Source organism: Pseudomonas sp. NBRC 111124 (assembly GCF_001320245.1).
Classification (GTDB): domain Bacteria; phylum Pseudomonadota; class Gammaproteobacteria; order Pseudomonadales; family Pseudomonadaceae; genus Aquipseudomonas.
The window spans coordinates 181,219-201,666 of the sequence record NZ_BCBA01000107.1; the positions used below are offsets into that span (position 1 = coordinate 181,219).

18 protein-coding genes and 1 pseudogene are annotated in these 20,448 nt (G+C 62.2%); 12 read left to right on the plus strand and 7 right to left on the minus strand.

Annotation, left to right across the window (positions count from 1 at the left end):
• Positions 1 to 84: 84 nt before the first annotated feature.
• A complete protein-coding gene (locus APH28_RS27265; RefSeq protein WP_060513509.1) occupies positions 85 to 516 on the minus strand; it encodes a GNAT family N-acetyltransferase in 432 nt (143 codons plus the stop codon).
• Between the two features lie 37 nt (positions 517 to 553).
• Positions 554 to 658: pseudogene (locus tag APH28_RS28490) on the minus strand (DUF488 family protein); the annotation flags it as partial.
• 121 nt (positions 659 to 779) lie between these two features.
• On the opposite strand from APH28_RS28490, the gene APH28_RS27270 reads away from it, so the two are divergent.
• Positions 780 to 2,396: an inorganic phosphate transporter gene (locus APH28_RS27270; RefSeq protein WP_060513510.1), complete on the plus strand. Its 1,617-nt coding sequence runs from the start codon at positions 780 to 782 to the stop codon at positions 2,394 to 2,396.
• Positions 2,397 to 2,735: 339 nt separating this feature from the next.
• Complete coding sequence (locus tag APH28_RS27275) at positions 2,736 to 3,161, plus strand: hypothetical protein (protein ID WP_060513511.1); 426 nt, start codon at positions 2,736 to 2,738, stop codon at positions 3,159 to 3,161.
• Here APH28_RS27275 and APH28_RS27280 read toward each other — a convergent pair.
• Together APH28_RS27280 and APH28_RS27285 are read right to left on the minus strand one after the other, a co-directional pair.
• On the minus strand, positions 3,139 to 3,636 hold the full coding sequence (locus APH28_RS27280; protein WP_060513512.1) for a PaaI family thioesterase: 498 nt from the start codon (positions 3,634 to 3,636) through the stop codon (positions 3,139 to 3,141). The genes APH28_RS27275 and APH28_RS27280 overlap by 23 nt on opposite strands.
• A gap of 58 nt (positions 3,637 to 3,694) precedes the next feature.
• Positions 3,695 to 5,077, minus strand: a complete 1,383-nt coding sequence (locus APH28_RS27285) for an amino acid permease (protein WP_060513513.1) — start codon at positions 5,075 to 5,077, stop codon at positions 3,695 to 3,697.
• A 266-nt stretch (positions 5,078 to 5,343) separates the two neighbouring features.
• Between APH28_RS27285 and gcvA the strand changes: the two genes are divergently transcribed.
• The gene (gene gcvA, locus APH28_RS27290) at positions 5,344 to 6,258 is read left to right on the plus strand and encodes a transcriptional regulator GcvA (RefSeq protein WP_060513514.1); all 915 of its coding nucleotides are present in this window, start codon (positions 5,344 to 5,346) and stop codon (positions 6,256 to 6,258) included.
• A gap of 87 nt (positions 6,259 to 6,345) precedes the next feature.
• Positions 6,346 to 7,596 (plus strand): aspartate aminotransferase family protein, encoded by a 1,251-nt coding sequence (locus tag APH28_RS27295; RefSeq protein WP_060513515.1) that lies wholly within the window; start codon positions 6,346 to 6,348, stop codon positions 7,594 to 7,596.
• Positions 7,597 to 7,604: 8 nt separating this feature from the next.
• Here the strand turns inward: APH28_RS27295 and APH28_RS27300 are convergent, their stop codons facing one another.
• Entirely contained in the window at positions 7,605 to 7,907 is a 303-nt protein-coding gene (locus APH28_RS27300; RefSeq protein WP_060513516.1) for a hypothetical protein, read from the minus strand.
• Positions 7,908 to 8,129: 222 nt separating this feature from the next.
• On the opposite strand from APH28_RS27300, the gene APH28_RS27305 reads away from it, so the two are divergent.
• Positions 8,130 to 8,555 (plus strand): hypothetical protein, encoded by a 426-nt coding sequence (locus APH28_RS27305; RefSeq protein ID WP_060513517.1) that lies wholly within the window; start codon positions 8,130 to 8,132, stop codon positions 8,553 to 8,555.
• A gap of 73 nt (positions 8,556 to 8,628) precedes the next feature.
• Positions 8,629 to 10,740, plus strand: coding sequence for an elongation factor G (gene fusA, locus APH28_RS27310; RefSeq protein ID WP_060513518.1), 2,112 nt, complete (start codon positions 8,629 to 8,631; stop codon positions 10,738 to 10,740).
• Positions 10,741 to 10,854: 114 nt separating this feature from the next.
• Here fusA and APH28_RS27315 read toward each other — a convergent pair whose 3' ends face one another.
• Positions 10,855 to 12,297 (minus strand): SulP family inorganic anion transporter, encoded by a 1,443-nt coding sequence (locus APH28_RS27315; protein WP_060513519.1) that lies wholly within the window; start codon positions 12,295 to 12,297, stop codon positions 10,855 to 10,857.
• 92 nt (positions 12,298 to 12,389) lie between these two features.
• A complete protein-coding gene (locus APH28_RS27320; protein ID WP_060513520.1) occupies positions 12,390 to 13,550 on the minus strand; it encodes a hypothetical protein in 1,161 nt (386 codons plus the stop codon).
• 144 nt (positions 13,551 to 13,694) lie between these two features.
• Between APH28_RS27320 and APH28_RS27325 the strand changes: the two genes are divergently transcribed.
• The 6 genes from APH28_RS27325 (at position 13,695) to nuoC (ending at position 20,446) form a co-directional block, all read left to right on the plus strand.
• The gene (locus tag APH28_RS27325; protein WP_177334307.1) at positions 13,695 to 14,459 is read left to right on the plus strand and encodes a secretin N-terminal domain-containing protein; all 765 of its coding nucleotides are present in this window, start codon (positions 13,695 to 13,697) and stop codon (positions 14,457 to 14,459) included.
• Positions 14,460 to 14,949: 490 nt separating this feature from the next.
• Positions 14,950 to 16,275 carry an isocitrate lyase gene (gene aceA, locus APH28_RS27330; protein ID WP_060513521.1) on the plus strand — a complete coding sequence of 442 codons (1,326 nt, stop codon included), beginning with the start codon at positions 14,950 to 14,952 and terminating at the stop codon, positions 16,273 to 16,275.
• A 164-nt stretch (positions 16,276 to 16,439) separates the two neighbouring features.
• On the plus strand, positions 16,440 to 17,102 hold the full coding sequence (locus APH28_RS27335; RefSeq protein ID WP_060513552.1) for a lysoplasmalogenase: 663 nt from the start codon (positions 16,440 to 16,442) through the stop codon (positions 17,100 to 17,102).
• A 381-nt stretch (positions 17,103 to 17,483) separates the two neighbouring features.
• Positions 17,484 to 17,897, plus strand: a complete 414-nt coding sequence (locus tag APH28_RS27340) for an NADH-quinone oxidoreductase subunit A (protein WP_011534614.1) — start codon at positions 17,484 to 17,486, stop codon at positions 17,895 to 17,897.
• Positions 17,898 to 17,907: 10 nt separating this feature from the next.
• Positions 17,908 to 18,585 carry an NADH-quinone oxidoreductase subunit B family protein gene (locus APH28_RS27345; RefSeq protein ID WP_060513522.1) on the plus strand — a complete coding sequence of 226 codons (678 nt, stop codon included), beginning with the start codon at positions 17,908 to 17,910 and terminating at the stop codon, positions 18,583 to 18,585.
• Positions 18,586 to 18,664: 79 nt separating this feature from the next.
• The gene (gene nuoC / locus APH28_RS27350; protein WP_027920599.1) at positions 18,665 to 20,446 is read left to right on the plus strand and encodes an NADH-quinone oxidoreductase subunit C/D; all 1,782 of its coding nucleotides are present in this window, start codon (positions 18,665 to 18,667) and stop codon (positions 20,444 to 20,446) included.
• The last annotated feature ends 2 nt before the right edge of the window (positions 20,447 to 20,448 follow it).

Sequence of the window (20,448 nt, forward strand, 5' to 3'; positions counted from 1 at the left end):
CGCTCCTACAGAATCTGCGCAAGTCTCCCAATTTGTAGCGCTCCTGTAGGAGCGGGCTTGCCCCGCGAAGAGGCCGGCACAAGGTCAACCGATGACTCGCTGCATTCTCACAAAACAGTCATCCTCACCCATCTCGACAAACCCATGGCGCAGGTACAATCGCCGCGCCGGGTTGCTCTTGAACACCATCAGCCTCAACAGCGGCAGCCGCCGCTGCGCAGCCCATTCGGCCAACGTCTCCAGCACCTGACTGCCCACCCCTCGCCCACGCTGTTCCGGCACCAGGTGCAACTCGCGAATGAACAACGCCTGCCGGTCCTGGCTGAGGCTGCAGAAACCCAGCACGGCCTCCCCTTCCATCACCAGCCACTGCTCGCGCCAGCTCCAGGCCTCATCGAACGCTTCTTCGATCCACAGCAGGCCAAACTCGCGGTAATAGGGCAGCATCGCCCGCCGTGTGAGGTCGCGGGCGAAGGTGCACCAGGCATCGCTCGCGGCGATCAGCTCAACGGGCATAGCACACCGGGGAACTGCCTAGGCCGCACCGCTCCACATGCAGTTCGTCCTTGCGCTTGTTGCGCGGCCACAGGCGGTCGACCAGCACGCGCTGGCCATCTCTGTTCTCTTGCGCGTCGTAGACGCGCTTGCAGCGAATCATGGGGTTCTCCTGCCTTTACCGTCTGTCTTGAGACTAGGTAATTGATTGACCGAGGTCACGTCCAGTCGAGCAATTGTTTCTATGCTCAGTGCCACCCTCGCCGACGCCAATCGGAGCCCCCATGGCAACCCCGTCCCTGGCCAGCCAGCAGCCACTGGCCCACAGCGATTCCCGCCCGCAGCTTTCGCACAAACCCGGGCGCGCCACCCTCGTGCTGTTCTTCGGCCTGCTGCTGGCCGGTATCGCCTACACCGCCTGGAGCCTCAAGCAGGACGTAACCGCCAGCGGCACGGTGATCACCACTGTCACGCCCTTTCTGCTGCTGGGCCTGGCACTGCTGATTGCCCTGGGTTTCGAATTCGTCAACGGTTTCCATGACACCGCCAACGCGGTAGCCACGGTGATCTACACCCATTCGCTACCGGCACCAGTGGCGGTGGTCTGGTCCGGGTTGTGCAACTTTCTGGGCGTACTGCTTTCCAGCGGCGCGGTGGCGTTCGGCATCATCGCCCTGCTGCCGGCAGAGCTGATTCTACAGGTCGGTTCCACGGCTGGCTTTGCCATGGTTTTCGCCTTGCTGCTGGCGGCAATCATCTGGAACCTCGGCACGTGGTGGCTGGGGTTGCCGGCGTCCTCTTCGCACACGTTGATCGGCTCGATCATCGGTGTCGGCGTGGCCAACGCGCTGATGCACGGGCGCGACGGCACCAGCGGGGTCGACTGGGCCCAGGCCAGTAAAGTTGGCTATGCCCTGCTGTTCTCGCCGCTGATCGGCTTTGCCTGCGCCGCCTTGTTGCTGCTAGCGCTGCGCGCGCTGGTCAAGCGCAAGGAGCTGTACCAGGCGCCAGAAGGCCGCACGCCGCCACCTTGGTGGATCCGCGGCGTTCTGATCCTGACCTGCACGGGTGTCTCCTTCGCGCACGGCTCCAATGACGGGCAGAAAGGCATGGGGCTGATCATGCTGATCCTGGTGGGCACCTTGCCGATGGCCTACGCCCTGAACAAGACCATGCCCAGCGAGCAGGCGCTGCAGTTCTCCGCCGTTGCCGAAGTGACTCGTCAGGCATTGGTACATACGGCGCCCGGGCCGGCCCCCGCCAACCCGCGCCAGGCGCTGACCGCCTTCATCGCCGAGCCCAAGGCCAACCCGCAACTGGTGCCGGCACTGGCCGCGCTCACCGGCATGATCGGTGACCAGGTCAAAGGCTACGGCTCACTGAAGCGCGTGCCAGCCGAAGCCATGGCCAATGTGCGCAACGACATGTACCTGGCCAGCGAAACCATCCGCCTGATCGAGAAGAAACAGCTGGTGGCGTTCGACGCCGACACCCACAGCCATGTGCTGTTGTTCAAGACGCAACTGGACGATGCCACCCGCTACATCCCGCTCTGGGTCAAGGTGGCCGTGGCCATCGCCTTGGGCCTGGGCACCCTGGTCGGCTGGAAACGGATCGTGGTGACGGTGGGCGAGAAGATCGGCAAGACCCACCTGAGCTATGCCCAGGGCGCCTCAGCGGAAGTGGTTGCCATGTGCACCATCGGTGCGGCGGACATGTTCGGGCTGCCGGTGTCGACCACCCACGTGCTGAGCTCGGGGGTGGCCGGGACCATGGTCGCCAACGGCTCGGGGGTTCAGACGCGCACGCTGGTCAACCTGCTGATGGCGTGGGTGCTGACCCTGCCGGCAGCGATGCTGTTGGCCGGCAGCCTGTACTGGCTGCTGAACCAGATTTTCTAAATGGAAACACGGGCCTTGTAGGAGCGGCCTTGTGCCGCGAATGGGCCGCATAGCGGTCCCAGGATCTCAGCGTTGTTGCACATATTGCAGGGGCTGCTTCGCAGCCCTTTCGAGACCCAAGACCACACCTCAGGGCGGGGATTTTCAGGTCAGATCGGACAAGCTTAGTCCCTGCAAGAGTGGAACTTGTCATTGCAAGGAAATTGCTCTGTGTTGCGCAAGAGTCTGCGCAGTACTGCCTATACCTGACATTTCTGCCAGTAGACGCCCCTACGCTCTAGTCATATCGTCGAGCTATAGGCACAGCACATTGGTGTGCTGGCCCCAGGGGAACGGACCATGCCCAAGCCACTCGAAATCAACCTGATGCTCAATGGACGGACAAGAACCTCGCCAGCGCAACTTAGAGTTTATCGGCAAGACTGGTGGGAGGACGGCTTCGACATCGAAGCTATCAGTGAAGAGCACCATCAGCAACCTCAATACTGGCTGCGCTTGACGGGCCAGAATGCACCGCGCAATGGCACATACCAACTTGATCGCGACGAGGGTCGTAAAGACTGTCTACTTATCGAGTTCGGTCTCTACAATCTTGATGTCCAGCCAATTGAAAACGGTAAGTTCACGCTTGAATCGATCGATTTCGACCAGTGCTCGTTAAAAGGAGAGTTCGAGTTCATCTGGAATCATGATGATGAAAAGGTCCAGGTTCAGTGCTGGGACTTTGAAGTGTCATACCCAGCTACGCCTGACCATGCGCCTTGAGCTTGAGTTTTTCGGTGTCCACCCGCACGAACACCGAGTCGGCGCTGACCGTCAGCACATCGCCCGCCCAGACCTCGCAGATGACCCGAGTCTTGCGCCCGACCTCGCCTTCCACACGCGCCTTGAGCAGCAGCTCTACGCCCATTGGCGTGGGCTTGAGGTAATTCAGCCCGAGGCTGCCGGTAACACAGTCGATGCGGGGCAGGCTGCCCGCCTCGCGGCCTTCGGCGCGGTAGTGGTAGGCCATGGCGGTCCAGTTCGAATGGCAGTCGACCAGCATGGCCAGCAGGCCGCCATAGACCAGGCCGGGCCAGCCGATGTAGGTGCTGTCGGGTGAGTGCCGGCACAGCAGGTGAATACCATCGGCATCCCAGTGGCTTTGCAGGTGCAGGCCGGAGGGATGGGAGCAACCGCAGCCGAAGCAGGTGCCTTCGGGGGCAGCAAGGGCCTGTAGGGAAAGGGAGTAATCGTTCATACGCAGCCTTGTGCTTGTTGGAATGGGGGCGCGAAACGCCCCCATTAAAGCAGAAACCTCAAGCCGGCTGGGCAACCACCTTGCCGCCCTTCTGAGTCAGCGACACCAGCAGGATGAACAGCGTCACCCCGGCGGTCATCAGCGTCTCATAGCGGTAGGCATCGCTGAACAGCATGTAGCCCAGGACCATGACGATGGTGCCGATCACCAGCCAGGTCAGCCATGGGAACAGCCACATCTTCAGCTCCAGCGGGCGCCCTTCACGCTCGGCCCGGGCGCGCATGCGCAGCTGCGACACCGCGATCACCAGGTACACCAGCAAGGCAATGGCGCCAGTGGTGGACAGCAGGAAACCGAAGACCTTGCCCGGCAGCACATAGTTGACGAAGCAACCGACGAAGCCGGCCAGGGTCGAGAGGATCACCGCCACGGTCGGCACGCCGGCACCGGAAATGCGCTTGGTCATGCTCAGCGCCTGGCCTCGGGCGCCCAGCGAATAGAGCATCCGCGAAGCCGTGTACAGGCCGGAATTCATGCAGCTGGTCACCGCTACCAGCACCACCAGGTCGACCAGCAACTTGGCGCCCGGCACGTTCAGCACCTCCAGCACGCGCTGGAACGAACCTACCGCTTTGAGGCTAGGGTCGTTCCAGGCCACCAGGGACACCACCAGGAAGATCGACGCCAGGTAGAAGATAGCGATGCGGTACACCACCAGGTTGGTGGCGCGGCGGATCTTGTCTTTCGGGTTGGCGGTTTCGTCGGCGGCAATGGTGACGATCTCCGCGCCGAAGAACGAGAAGATGGTGATCAGCACGCCACCGAGTACGGTGCCAAAGCCGTTGGGCATGAACCCGCCGTTATCCCACAGGCGGCTGATGCCGGACACCTCGGCCAGCGGCCAGAAGCCGAACACGGCCAGGCTGCAGACCCCGATGAAGGCGATGATCGCGACCACCTTGACCAGCGCGAACCAGTACTCGAACGCACCGAAGTTTTTCACGCTGACCAGGTTGCTGCCCGACAGCAGGACCATGATCAGGAAGGCGAACAGCCAGGACGGCACGCCCGGGAAGTAGGCATGCAGGATGTCTGCACCGGCGATGGCCTCGACCGGAATGATCAATACCCAAAACCACCAGTACAACCAGCCGATGGTGAAGCCGGCCCAGGGGCCGATGGCCTCGGAGGCGTACGTGGAGAACGAACCGCTGTTGGGGTTGGCAATGGCCATTTCGCCCAGCATGCGCATCACCAGCAGCACCAGCAAGCCGGTCATGGCGTAGGAGATGAGGATGGCCGGGCCGGCAGTGGCGATGGCGTTGGAAGAACCGATGAACAGGCCGGCACCGATAATCCCGGCAATGGAAATCATGGACACCTGACGCGAGGTCAGACCGTGCTGCAAGGAACGCTGTTTGTTGTTGTGTAGCGAAGCCATGGAGAACCCTCGAATGGGTCGGCCGGCGCGCGGTCGTGATGCCGTCGACGGCTGAAAGTTGGAGCAGAATTCTTGTAAGTCGTAGTGCTCGTTGTTGTTGTTTTATGTCGCCGGTCGCGCACTTTCCTCCTCTTCGACGTACCGGTTGTAATCGTTGATCGAGGTCAGTATTAATCTATAGGGCAAGGTCAACAAACGACCTTTTCGAAGCACATGATTCCGTTACGGAATGAACTTCTTCCTTTTTTGCTCGGTACGCGCCTGCCATGTCCAAACGCCTGATGCCCTCGACCACCGCCCTGCAGTGCTTCGAAGCCGCCGCCCGGCACCTGAGCTTCACCCGCGCAGCGCAGGAGCTGCACCTGACCCAGAGCGCTGTCAGCAAACAGGTCGCGCAGCTTGAGGACATGCTCTCGCACTCGCTGTTCCAGCGGATTCGCCGGCGCCTGCACCTGACCCCGGCCGGCGCGCTGTACCTCACCGAGGTGAACAAGATCCTCACTCAGATCGACATCTCCAGCCGTTACATCCTCAGCTACGGTGACGAGACCGAAGTGCTGCGCATCGCTACCCAGCCGACCTTCGGCGCGCGCTGGCTGGTGCCCAGGCTCAAGGGCTTCGGCGACCGCCACCCGCGCATCCACCTGGATATCCGCAATGAGCTGGAGCCGTTCGACCTGGTGCAGGCCAAGGCCGATATCGCCTTCTTCTTCGGCCAGGGCACCTGGCCGGGGGCCACTTGCATCGAGCTGTTCAGCGAGGAAGTGGTGCCCGTGTGCGCGCCCGAGCTGCTGGCCCGGCACCGTTTCGACAGCGCCGAGGCGCTCACCGAACACCGGCTGTTGCAGTGCGCATCACGGCCGGAGGCGTGGCACGAGTGGTTTCTGGGGTTGGGCCTGCATAGCCAGAACAGCTACCACGGGCCGCGCTTCGACACGTTCTACCTGTGCATCCGGGCCGCCATTGCCGGGTGTGGCATCGCCCTGATTCCGCGCTACCTGGTGGCTGAGGAACTGAGCGAAGGCAAGCTGGTGGTGGCCTGGGACCACCCGGTGGCAAGCAACGGCCGGCACTTCATTGCCCACGCCGAACACGCCGCTGAAGTGCCCAAGGTCAAGGCCTTCGTGCAATGGATCCGCGAGCGTGTCGCCGAAGACGATCAATGGAGTTCGCGAATCTAGGGAATGATCGCAATCGAATAATTCGTTTGCGGAATAATAGCGTGGCGCGCTTGGATATTAAGAAACTCGAACAAGGTCTGCGTGCCCATGAATCTGGAAAGTATCAGCCAATCCATTGCCATCGTTCATCCGATCACACTTTCCCATGGCCGCAATGCCGAAGTCTGGGACACCGACGGCAAACGTTATATCGACTTCGTCGGCGGTATCGGCGTGCTCAACCTGGGCCATTGCAACCCGGCCGTGGTCGAAGCGATTCAGGCCCAGGCCAGCCGCCTGACCCACTACGCCTTCAACGCCGCCCCCCATGGCCCGTACCTGGAGCTGATGGAGCGCTTGCGCCAGTTCGTTCCGGTCAGCTACCCACTGGCCGGCATGCTCACCAACAGTGGCGCGGAAGCAGCGGAAAACGCCCTGAAGGTCGCCCGCGGCGCTACCGGCAAACGCGCCATCATCGCCTTCGACGGCGGCTTCCACGGCCGCACCCTGGCCACCCTGAACCTCAATGGCAAGGTCGCGCCGTACAAGCAAAAGGTTGGCGAACTGCCGGGGCCGGTTTACCACCTGCCCTACCCCAGCGCCGATACCGGCGTCACCTGCGAGCAGGCACTCAAGGCCATGGACCGCCTGTTCAGCGTCGAGCTGGCGGTAGAGGACGTGGCAGCGTTCATCTTCGAGCCGGTGCAAGGCGAAGGCGGTTTCCTGGCCCTTGACCCGGCTTTTGCCCAGGCGCTGCGGCGCTTCTGCGACGAGCGCGGGATCCTGATCATCATCGACGAGATCCAGTCCGGCTTCGGCCGCACCGGCCAACGCTTCGCCTTCCCGCGCCTTGGGATCGAACCGGACCTGCTGCTGCTGGCAAAAAGCATCGCCGGCGGCATGCCGCTGGGCGCCGTGGTCGGGCGTCAGGATTTGATGGCGGCACTGCCCAAAGGCGGCTTGGGCGGTACCTATTCGGGCAACCCGATCGCGTGTGCTGCGGCGCTGGCGAGCCTGACACAGATGACCGACGAGAACGTCGCCACCTGGGGTGAACGCCAGGAGCAAGCGATCGTTGGCCGTCACGCCCGCTGGAAGGCCTCACACCTCAGCCCGTACATCGGCCGCTTGACCGGTACCGGCGCCATGCGCGGCATCGAGTTGGTCAACGTCGACGGCAACCCGGCGCCGGCCCAGTTGGCCAAGGTGATGGAAGCGGCGCGGGCCAAGGGGCTGCTGCTGATGCCCAGCGGCAAGGCGCGGCACATCATTCGCTTGCTGGCACCGCTGACCATCGAGGCCGAGGTGCTCGAGGAGGGGCTGGATATCCTCGAGCAGTGCCTGGCCGAGCTGAACTGAATCGGGGCTTACAGGCCCAGTTCTTCAGGGGTGAGCATGTCGGACTCAAAGGCGATCCAGCCGCCTTCGAGTTCGGCGTGGCCGTTGACGATCGGGCCGTAGTAGGTCAGGCCGTTTTCCAGGGTCACGCAGATGTGCGTGGCGTTTTTCTCGGGGGCCGCGAGCGTACCGACGAAATGCACCTTCTTCAGGGTTTCGGTCACCGCTTCCAGACCGACGCGCATGCCCGTGTTTTCCGAGGCTTCGGTGTCACCGCCGCGGTCTTCGGCGCTGATGGTCACGGTGGCGGTATAAGGGTACTTGGTGCTCAAACGGGGTTACCTCGAACGGGTGTCTGGATTTATGGGCGCGTAGAGTACGGCAGGCGCCCTCTGTTGTCTCTACCGGCCTCTTCGCGGGGCAAGCCCGCTCCTACAGGATCACCGGGTCCTTGTAGGAGCGGGCTTGCCCCGCGAAGAGGCCAGGCCTGCAAAAGCTGCCCCGATCTGTTAGGGTGCCCGCCGATGCACGCCATACCACACGAGGACACCTGAGTGAGCGCCGAAGAACCCCTGATCGCCGACCTGTTCGAGGTCGACAAACGCCTGACCCTCAAGCCCGTCGTGGACTTCAACAGCTACCTGCGCAACGCTTTTGGCGAAGGCCCGTGCCGCTGCTACCGCTGCGCCGAAGGCAGTGACGAAAGCAGCTACAGCCACGCCCACAGCTTCACCTTCGAAGGCCGCCCTTGGCACCGACGCTTTGCCAGCACCGCCGGCAGCGACGTCGCCCAAGTGCTGAAGAAGGCCTGGCTGTCATACACCAAGGCCGACCTCAGCCTGATCGGCGCGCTGGACCTCGGCACCCTCAAGACCTTCACCGAAGCCGCCCTGCACGAGCGTCTGCTGGCCCTGCTGCCGGCCAGCGGCCTGGCCCGCGAAGTCGACGGCCAGTGGATGCTGCAAGCCCAGGCTGACTGACGGCCCGGCGGCACGGCAGGATTCTGCCTGTCTGCTAACGTGGGAGAATCCGCCCATCCGCAGGTAGTCCGCCATGGCCCGTACAACGCCCATCGAGCTGTACCGCAATATCGGCATCGTCGCCCACGTGGACGCCGGCAAGACCACCACCACCGAACGCATCCTGTTCTACACCGGGGTCAACCACAAGATGGGCGAGGTGCACGATGGCGCCGCGACCATGGACTGGATGGCCCAGGAACAGGAACGCGGCATCACCATCACCTCCGCGGCGACCACGGCCTTCTGGCAAGGCTCGACCAAACAGTTCGATCACAAATACCGGTTCAACATCATTGATACCCCCGGCCACGTCGACTTCACCATCGAGGTGGAGCGCTCACTGCGCGTGCTCGATGGCGCGGTGGTGGTGTTCAGCGGCGCCGACGGCGTCGAGCCGCAATCCGAGACGGTCTGGCGCCAGGCCAACAAATACCACGTGCCACGCCTGGCCTACATCAACAAGATGGACCGCCAGGGCGCGGACTTCCTGCGCGTGGTCAAGCAGATCGACCAGCGCCTGGGCCACCACCCGGTACCGATCCAGCTGGCCATCGGCAGCGAGGAGAACTTCATCGGCCAGATCGACCTGGTGAAGATGAAGGCGATCTACTGGAATGACGCGGACAACGGCACCAGCTACCGCGAAGAGGCCATTCCTGCCGAGTTGCAGGCACTGGCCGACGAATGGCGCGCGCATATGGTCGAGGCCGCTGCCGAAGCCAATGACGAGCTGCTAAGCAAGTTCCTCGAAGGCGAGGAGCTGAGTGTCGATGAAATCAAGGCAGCGTTGCGCCAGCGCACCATCGCCAATGAAATCGTCCCGACCATTCTCGGCTCGTCGTTCAAGAACAAGGGCGTACCGCTGATGCTCGACGCGGTGATCGACTACCTGCCCGCCCCTTCGGAAATCCCGGCAATCAAGGGCACCGACCCGGACGACGAAGACAAGCACCTGGAACGTCACGCCGACGACAAGGAGCCCTTCTCTGCCCTGGCCTTCAAGATCGCCACCGACCCCTTCGTCGGCACCCTGACCTTTGCCCGGGTGTATTCCGGCGTGCTCAGTTCAGGCAACGCCGTGCTCAATTCGGTGAAAGGCAAGAAGGAACGCATCGGCCGCATGGTGCAGATGCATGCCAACCAGCGTGCCGAGATCAAGGACGTGTGCGCCGGCGACATCGCCGCCCTGATCGGCATGAAGGACGTCACCACCGGCGACACCCTGTGCGACATGGACAAGCCGATCATCCTCGAACGGATGGACTTCCCCGACCCGGTGATCTCGGTCGCGGTGGAGCCGAAGACCAAGGCCGACCAGGAGAAGATGGGTATCGCCCTGGGCAAGCTGGCGCAGGAAGACCCGTCATTTCGCGTGCGCACCGATGAAGAAACCGGCCAGACCATCATCTCGGGCATGGGCGAACTGCACCTGGACATTATCGTCGACCGCATGCGCCGCGAGTTCAATGTCGAGGCCAACATCGGCAAGCCGCAGGTGGCCTACCGCGAGAAGATCCGCAACACCTGCGAGATCGAAGGCCGCTTCGTTCGCCAGTCCGGCGGGCGCGGCCAGTACGGCCACTGCTGGATCCGCTTCGCCCCCGGCGATGAAGGCAAGGAAGGCCTGGAGTTCATCAACGATATCGTCGGTGGCGTGATACCACGCGAGTACATCCCGGCGATCCAGAAAGGCATCGAGGAGCAGATGAAGAACGGCGTGCTGGCCGGCTATCCGCTGATCAATCTCAAGGCAGCGGTGTTCGACGGGTCCTACCATGACGTCGACTCCAACGAAATGGCCTACAAGATCGCCGCGTCCATGGCCACCAAGCAGCTGTCGCAGAAAGGCGGCGCGGTGTTGCTGGAGCCGGTGATGAAAGTCGAGGTGGTGACGCCGGAGGAGTATCAGGGCGATATCCTCGGCGACTTGAGCCGGCGTCGGGGCATGATCCAGGACGGTGACGAGACGCCGGCCGGCAAGGTGATCCGCGCCGAGGTGCCGTTGGGTGAGATGTTTGGCTATGCCACGTCGATGCGTTCGATGACTCAGGGGCGGGCCAGCTTCTCAATGGAGTTCACCCGGTATGCCGAGGCACCGGCTAGCATTGCCGATGCCATCGTCAAGAAGAACCGCGGGGAATAAGCGGTTTTCCTGTACCGGCCTCTTCGCGGGGCAAGCCCGCTCCTACAAGGGATATGCGATCTTTGTAGGAGCGGGCTTGCCCCGCGAAGAGGCCGGCAATGAGAGCCCAAATAGTCAGTGCTGCTCGCCAGCCCGCTTCAGCAGCTTCTTGCAGCGCTCCGACAAGTGCACCACGCGCAGATGCTTGCCTGCCTTGGCATAACGCTCACGCAGGGTCTGCAACGCAGCGATCGCCGAATAATCGACAAAGCTCAAATGCCGGCAATCCAGCGTGACCTTGGCCGGGTCATTGGCCGGGTCGAACTGGTTGAGAAACGGCGCGGTCGAGGCAAAGAACAGCGTGCCATGCACCTGGTAATGCTTGCCCCCTTCCGCGTCCTCGTGGCTGTCGGCGTACAGCTCGCGGGCATGCTGCCAAGCAAAGTTCACCGCCGCGATGACGATACCGAACAGCACCGCCATAGCCAGATCGGTGAACACTGTCACCACAGTCACCGCGATGATCGCCAGCACATCGCTCACCGGCACCTTGTGCAGCACCCGCAGCGAAGCCCAGGCGAAGGTCTGCTGAGCCACCACGAACATCACCCCGACCAGCGCCGCTAGCGGAATGCGCTCGATCAGTGGCGACAGGAACAATACGAACAGCAGGATCATCACCCCGGCCACCACGCCCGACAACCGGCCACGGCCGTTGGAACTGAGGTTGATCACGGTCTGGCCGATCATCGCGCAGCCGCCCATGCCACCGCACAGGCCGGAGATCATGTTGGCCGCCCCCAGGGCCAAGCATTCGCGGTCCGGGTAGCCGCGGCTCTCGGTGATTTCATCGGTGAGGTTGAGGGTCAGCAGGGTTTCCAGCAGGCCGACCATGGCCATCAGCACCGCGTACGGGGCGATGATCTTCAGGGTTTCCAGGTTCCACGGCACCGATGGCAAGGCCAACTGCGGCAGCCCACCGGCAATGTGCGCCATGTCGCCAAGAGTACGGGTCGGCAGGTCGAGCAGGTACACCAGCAGGCCAACCCCGAGGATCGCCACCAACGCCGGCGGCACTGCACGGGTCAGTTTGGGCAGCACGTAGACAACCAGCACGGTCAGCGCCACCAGGCCGATCATCAGGTACAGCGGTGCACCGCTGAGCCAGTGCTCACCCTCCTTGAAATGCTCGAGCTGGGCCATGGCGATGACGATGGCCAGGCCGTTGACGAAGCCAAGCATCACCGGGTACGGCACCAACCGCACCAGCTTGCCCAGGCGCAGCAGACCGAACAGGATCATCACCACCCCACCCAGCAGCACCGTGGCCAGCAGGTATTGCACACCGTGTTGCACCACCAAGGCGACGATGACCACCGCCATGGAGCCTGCGGCTCCGGAAATCATGCCCGGGCGACCACCGAACAACGCCGTCAGGGTGCAGATGATGAAGGCGCCATACAGGCCCATCAAGGGGTTGAGGTGGGCCACCAGGGCAAAGGCGATGCACTCGGGCACCAGGGCGAACGAGGTGGTCAGGCCGGCGAGCAGGTCGGCGCGAAGTCGGGCGGGTTTCATGGGCATCCTGTGGTGCTGTCCAGGCGGACGGTACGAAAAACAAGGGGCGCGATGTTACGGAATTTGTCTGAGAGCGGCCACCGTAAGCCGTGTCATCGGCCTGTGCGGGTCAGCCATTGCGCCATTGATGCGTCCTCCAGGGCGTACTCGCCACGGTTGGCCTTCCACACCAGTTCCTTGTCGCGCAGAGCATCTAGGGCCTTCTGCACGTTGGGCGTGCTGGCGTTGACGTCGGCCCCGACCTGCTCCAGCTTGCGTGCGACATCAATCAAGGTCTGTTCGGTGAACGGCGAGAACGGCTGCCGCCCCTGCGCACGCTCGGCCATGATCTCAAGCACTGCCTGTTGCAGAGGTGACAGCTCATTCCAGGCACTCTCGTAATCACTCCACACCCCAGCCTGGTGATTGAGCGCGCCGGTGCGCAACAACTCGCCCAGGTTGGCCGCCTCGCCCAGACCTACGCTGACCTCGGCCAGCAACTTGTTGAGCATTTCTGGCCGCCGCCCCACCAACTCGAAGGCGTACTCCAGGTCCTCGGCCTTGAACTGGTTACTGTCGGCCAAGCGGCGGTTCCACAGTTCGGTGATGAAGCCGACGTACTCGCGCCCAAGCAAAGGGAACGGGGTAATGCTGGCACCGAAGAACGGCTGCTTGCTCTTGAGCACCAGGTTGGCGAGCTTGTCCCGGCTGGAACCGGTGAACACCAGGCGCAGACCGTCCGGCCGGTCACCCCGGTTGAGGTGGTCGCGCGCGGCCTTGAGGGCAAACATGGCATTGAGGCCGTCTTCACTGTTGAGCGCGTGCTGCGCTTCATCGATGATCAGGACCACCATCTGCCCAGACACCTGGTGCAGCACCGCCAGCGCCTGAGCCAGAGTGGTACCGGCGGGCAGTTGTGGGCGAGTGAAGTCCCAGCTGAGGGTACGCAGCAGGTTGATCTTGTCGATGCCCGCTTTTTTCGCGGCCTTGGCCAGCGCACTCTCGAAACCGCCCAGCGCGGTGCCGATCGCGCCGCTGATCAGGTCGGCCGGGGCGGCGTCGCGGTCCGACCACAGGTCGACATACACCGGTAGCCAGCCACGCTGCACGCATTCGGGGATGAAGTCGTTGTTGAGGAAGGTACTTTTGCCGGTACGCCGAGGCGCAGCCAGGAACATACCCGAGCTGTAATCGACCAGCGATTCGCCGGCCAGGTCTTGGGCCAGGGCCATGGCCAACTGATCGCGACGCAGCAGCGGACGGGAGGGAGACATGCCATTATCCTCAATTATCGCTCTAACTATAATTTATAGCCTACAAGATAAAAGCAGATAAAACACCCTTGCCCCCTTCCATGGCAGCCATGCAGACGGGTAGCTGTGATCCAGGCACGGCAAACTGCTGACAAATTTGCCATCATGTTGATTCCACCCGCGGAGATCACGGACATGCCGCTACGCCCCCTCTTCACTGCCCTGCTGCTGGCCGCGAGCCTCACCGCCCAGGCCGCCACCGAGGTGGTGCCCCTGCAGCATCGCAGCAGCGCCGAACTGCTGCCTGCCGCCCAGGCCTTCATCGGCCGCGATGGCACGGTCAGCGCCTTTGAGAACAAATTGATCGTCAACGCCAGCCCCGAGCGTATCGACGACCTGCGTGCCCTGCTGCAACAGCTGGACACCACGCCCAAGCGCCTGCTGATCAGCGTCGATAACAATGACAGCAACTACCAGGACACCCGCGGCAACGGCCAGGTCATCCGCTACGGCACCAGCAACCGCGACGGCGGCTTGCAGCAGATCCAGGCCAGCGAAGGCCAGCCCGCGCTGATCCAGATCGGCCAGAGCATCCCGATCACCAGCACCAGCACCGACGGCTACGGCCGCATCCAGAGCAACACCGAATACCGCAATGTTACTCAGGGTTTCTACGTCACACCGAGCCTGAGCGGCGATACCGTTCATCTGCAAATAAGCACCAATAACGACCGAATGAGCCAGGAACGTGCCGATGTAGTGAAAGTGCAAAGTACCGACACGACAATCAGCGGGCGGCTTGGCGAGTGGATCACTCTGGCCGGCTACAACCAGCAGAGCCAAGCCGACCGCAACCCGTCAAGTCGCACTTACAGCACGCAACGGGGCGAAAACATGACATTGCGTGTCAAAGTCGACCTTCTGGACTGATCCCAGGTAATTCAAGGCCTCGACCAACGGCCTTGAAACTGACCGCCGAGTCGCATGAGACCAAAGATGTAGTAAGCCAAAAAAAGCACTACAAAATCGTTGACAGGGTCTTTTGGCCAAGGGCATGATGGCCTCGCTCCCGCTAATCAGGGGCCCTGGCAAGGGCCTTCGAGGCGTTCTCCTCCCACCCCTGGAGGCGCCTCGTGTCTATACGGCCCAAAAGGCGGTTCGACGGGATTGCGACTGCAACGAAGAAGTTGTCCCGAGGGACGGAAGCGCATCACCGCAGTTCTGGCAATCGCGTAGCACCGCAGCAAGGCAACCACGAGCCAACCTGCCGGAGCACACTTGCGCCTGGCCTGCATCTCCTTCCCCTTCGAGCCTTCGCGTTCGCCGCCGCACTCCCCCGGACAGGACAGCCGCCAGGTCCCTGATCGGCCCCGAGCATCAGCACAATTAACCCAAGATCGATGCGACGAGGTTTATTTCCATGGCACTGACACGCGAACAGCAAATTGCAGCCCTCGAGAAAGACTGGGCCGAGAACCCGCGCTGGAAAGGCGTGACCCGTACCTACACCGCCGCCGATGTCGTTCGCCTGCGTGGCTCCATTCAGCCGGAGCACACCCTGGCCCGCCTGGGTGCAGAAAAGCTGTGGAAGCTGGTCACCCAGGGTGCCCACCCATCCTTCCGCCCAGAAAAAGATTTCGTCAACTGCATGGGCGCCCTGACCGGCGGCCAGGCAGTACAACAGGTCAAGGCCGGCATCCAGGCCATCTACCTGTCCGGCTGGCAAGTGGCCGCTGACAACAACTCGGCCGAGTCCATGTACCCTGACCAGTCGCTGTACCCGGTCGACTCGGTACCGACCGTGGTCAAGCGCATCAACAATTCGTTCCGCCGCGCCGACCAGATCCAGTGGAAAGCCGGCAAGAACCCAGGCGACGAAGGCTACATCGATTACTTCGCGCCGATCGTGGCTGATGCCGAAGCCGGTTTCGGTGGCGTGCTGAACGCCTACGAGCTGATGAAGAACATGATCGAAGCAGGCGCCGCCGGCGTGCACTTCGAAGACCAGCTGGCCTCGGTGAAAAAATGTGGCCACATGGGTGGCAAAGTACTGGTACCGACCCAGGAAGCCGTACAGAAGCTGGTGGCCGCGCGCCTCGCTGCCGACGTATCGGGCGTGCCGACCATCATCCTGGCACGTACCGACGCCAACGCCGCCGACCTGCTGACCAGCGACTGCGACCCGTACGATCAGCCGTTCGTGATCGGCGAGCGTACCCGTGAAGGCTTCTACAAGGTGCGTGCCGGCCTCGACCAGGCCATCGCCCGCGGCCTGGCCTACGCCCCATACGCCGACCTGATCTGGTGCGAAACCGCCAAGCCGGACCTGGACGAGGCCCGCCGCTTCGCCGAAGCGATCAAGAAGGAGTACCCGGACCAGATCCTGTCGTACAACTGCTCGCCTTCCTTCAACTGGAAGAAAAACCTGGACGACGCGACCATCGCCAAGTTCCAGCGCGAGCTGTCGGCCATGGGCTACAAGCACCAGTTCATCACCCTGGCCGGCATCCACAACATGTGGCACGGCATGTTCAACCTGGCGCACGACTACGCCCGCAACGACATGACCGCCTACGTGAAGCTGCAGGAGCAGGAATTCGCCGATGCCAGCAAGGGCTACACCTTCGTGGCGCACCAGCAGGAAGTCGGCACCGGCTACTTCGACGACATGACCACCGTGATCCAGGGTGGCGCTTCGTCGGTGACTGCACTGACCGGTTCGACCGAGGAAGAGCAGTTCCATTGATAGTGGGTTGCTGACAGAGGCCCGGGGCTTGCGAAAGCCCCGGGCCTTTCTTTTTCCTGTTCCGGCCTCTTCGCGGGCACGCCCGCTCCCACAGGCGCGGTGATAGACCTGCAATTCCCAGGATCAGGGCTATGCTTGTGGCAGCCCAGCAGCAAGGACTGCCCATGCCCCGTCCAAGCCACCTGATGACTCTCGCCTTAGCCGCCGCTGCCCTCTATATATATGCACTGGCCAGCGACAACGCCGTGCTCGGTCTGCTGGCCAAGCCCATTCCAGTCTTGGTAATGATTGCCTGGCTATACACCGCCCCCGCCACACCCTACCGTCGCTGGATCACCATCGGCCTGGCCTTCTCGGCACTCGGCGACATCCTCCTGGCGATCCCAGCCGACCTGTTCGTGTTCGGCCTGGCCGCCTTCCTCTGCGCCCACCTCGCCTACCTGCGCGCCTATTGCGGCAGGACGTTGCGCCCCGCCCTGCCGGCACTGGTGGCGAGCGCCATCATCGGTATCAGCCTGTTCGGCGTCCTTGCCAGCCACGGTCTTGGCCCGCTATTGCTTCCGGTGTCGGCCTACGCCCTGGCCATCAGCGCCATGCTCTGGCGCGCCGTGGCCTGCGGTGGAGTCGCTGCGCTCGGCGCCTGCCTGTTCGTATTTTCCGATAGCCTGATCGGCATCGACCGCTTCGTCAGCCCGTTCGCTGCAGCGCCCTACCTGATCATCCTCGCCTACTGGCTCGGCCAGTGGGCAATCGCTTCGTCAGCCCATCATGACTCAACCGATAAAGTATTGACCCAGAGCGGTGCGCGCAGCGTCGGAAGCTGCTAGAACACGAGTCTTTCGCATTTACAAGTAGGGGGAATCTGCAGATGAACTTTACAAGGCGCAGAAGAGCCAAATTAGAAGGCATCAGCTTAGATGATATTAATTATCATTACGAAGTTGGTAATTCGTTACCAGTCGCAAGAAACATAATTAACAAAACCGTACGCAATGCCCGAATCTCAAGGGTTTCAGCCAGTTAGGAGCGGGTTTTGTTCTAAATCCTACGAATAAATTTGCAACGGAAATTTTACTTGCACCGGGTTTACCCATAAAATCAGCCCGATTGATTCAGCTGCGACATTTGGTCACTGCACCTGCGACACCACGTCGCCGCTCTACTTATTTCAGACTGCAGAGCTGGGTCTCTGTATAAGGATCTCTAGCATGTCCGATTCGGCAGGACTCATCGCCCACAACTGGGGCTTTGCCATTTTCCTTCTGGGTGTCGTCGGCCTGTGTGCCTTCATGCTCGGCCTCTCCAGCCTGCTCGGTAGCAAGGCTTGGGGCCGCGCCAAGAACGAACCCTTCGAATCCGGCATGCTGCCCGTCGGCAGCGCCCGCCTGCGCCTGTCCGCCAAATTCTATCTGGTCGCGATGCTGTTCGTGATCTTCGATATCGAAGCCCTCTTCCTGTATGCATGGTCTGTGTCCGTCCGCGAAAGCGGCTGGACCGGATTCGTCGAAGCACTCGTTTTCATAGCAATTCTGTTGGCTGGTCTTGTCTACCTATGGCGCGTCGGAGCTCTTGACTGGGCACCCGAAGGTCGCCGCAAGCGGCAAGCGAAGCTGAAACAATGAGGCTTTGGCAATGCAATACAATCTCACCAGAATCGATCCGGATGCGCCCAACGAGCAGTACCCGGTAGGTGATCGGGAAACCGTCACCGACCAGCTACTCGAAGACCAGGTCCACAAGAACATCTACATGGGGAAACTCGAAGATGTGCTGCGTGGCGCGGTCAACTGGGGTCGCAAGAACTCCCTCTGGCCGTACAACTTCGGCCTGTCCTGCTGCTACGTGGAAATGACCACGGCCTTCACGGCGCCCCACGACATCGCCCGCTTCGGCGCCGAAGTCATCCGGGCATCGCCGCGTCAGGCCGACTTCATGGTCATCGCCGGCACCTGCTTCGTCAAAATGGCGCCGATCATCCAGCGCCTGTACGAGCAGATGCTCGAGCCGAAGTGGGTCATCTCCATGGGTTCGTGCGCCAACTCCGGTGGCATGTACGACATCTACTCGGTCGTTCAGGGGGTCGACAAGTTCCTCCCCGTGGACGTCTACGTGCCTGGCTGCCCGCCGCGCCCCGAGGCTTTCCTGCAAGGCTTGATGCTGCTGCAGGAGTCGATCGGCCAAGAACGACGCCCGCTTTCCTGGGTGGTTGGTGATCAAGGCATCTACCGTGCCGAGATGCCAGCCCAGAAAGAACTGCGTCGTGAACAGCGCATTGCGGTAACCAACCTGCGCAGCCCCGACGAAGTCTGATCCAGCGACCTGCCGCCCGCTCCCAGAGGAGCCGGCGGCCTGGCTTCATTCTTAACGCTGACCCAAAGCGACCGAGACCATGACAGCGGACAACGCTATTTTCATTCCGCCCTACAAGGCTGACGACCAGGATGTGGTCGTCGAACTGCACAACCGTTTTGGCGCCGACGCATTCGTCGCCCAGGAAACCCGCACCGGCATGCCCGTGCTGTGGGTCAAGCGCGCCCAGCTCAAGGAAGTGCTCAGCTTCCTGCGCGGCGTGGCCAAACCGTACAGCATGCTGTACGACCTGCACGGCGTCGACGAGCGCCTGCGCACCCAGCGCCGCGGCCTGCCAGCCGCCGACTTCAGCGTGTTCTACCACCTGCTGTCGGTCGAGCGTAACAGCGACGTGATGATCAAGGTGTCGCTCAGCGAAGGCGACCTGAACCTGCCAACCGTCACCGGTATCTGGCCGAACGCCAACTGGTACGAGCGCGAAGTCTGGGACATGTTCGGCATCGACTTTGCCGGCCACCCGCACCTGAGCCGTATCATGATGCCGCCGACCTGGGAAGGTCACCCGCTGCGCAAGGACTACCCGGCCCGTGCCACCGAGTTCGACCCGTACAGCCTAACCCTGGCCAAGCAGCAGCTTGAAGAGGAATCGGCGCGCTTCAACCCGGAAGCCTGGGGCATGAAGCGTCAGGGCGCCAACGAGGACTACATGTTCCTCAACCTCGGCCCGAACCACCCTTCGGCCCACGGTGCCTTCCGTATCGTCCTGCAGCTGGACGGTGAAGAGATCGTCGACTGCGTACCGGACATCGGCTACCACCACCGTGGTGCCGAAAAAATGGCCGAGCGCCAGTCCTGGCACAGCTTCATCCCCTACACCGACCGCATCGACTACCTCGGCGGGGTGATGAACAACCTGCCGTACGTGCTTGCAGTCGAGAAGCTGGCCGGTATCCAGGTGCCGCAGAAGGTCGACGTGATCCGCATCATGCTGGCCGAGTTCTTCCGCATCACCAGCCACCTGCTGTTCCTGGGTACCTACATCCAGGACGTCGGCGCCATGACCCCGGTGTTCTTCACCTTCACCGACCGCCAGCGCGCCTACACCGTGATCGAAGCGATCACCGGTTTCCGTCTGCACCCGGCCTGGTACCGCATCGGTGGCGTTGCCCACGACCTGCCACGCGGCTGGGACAAGCTGGTCAAGGACTTCGTCGAATGGCTGCCCAAGCGCCTCGACGAATACACCAAGGCTGCCCTGCAGAACAGCATCCTCAAGGGCCGTACCATTGGCGTTGCCGCGTACAACACCAAGGAAGCCCTGGAATGGGGCACCACCGGTGCCGGCCTGCGTGCCACCGGTTGCGACTTCGACCTGCGCAAAGCCCGCCCTTACTCCGGCTACGAGAACTTCGAGTTCGAAGTACCGCTGGCCCACAACGGCGATGCCTACGATCGCTGCATGGTCCGTGTCGAAGAGATGCGCCAGAGTATCCGCATCATCGACCAGTGCCTGCGCAACATGCCGGAAGGCCCGTACAAGGCGGACCACCCGCTGACCACGCCGCCGCCGAAAGAGCGCACCCTGCAGCACATCGAGACCCTGATCACGCACTTCCTGCAAGTCTCGTGGGGCCCGGTCATGCCGGCCAACGAGTCGTTCCAGATGATCGAGGCGACCAAGGGCATCAACAGTTACTACCTGACGAGCGATGGCGGCACCATGAGCTACCGCACCCGGATCCGTACCCCGAGCTACCCGCACCTGCAGCAGATCCCTTCGGTGATCAAAGGCAGCATGGTCGCCGACCTCATTGCGTACCTGGGCAGTATCGACTTCGTTATGGCTGACGTGGACCGCTAAGC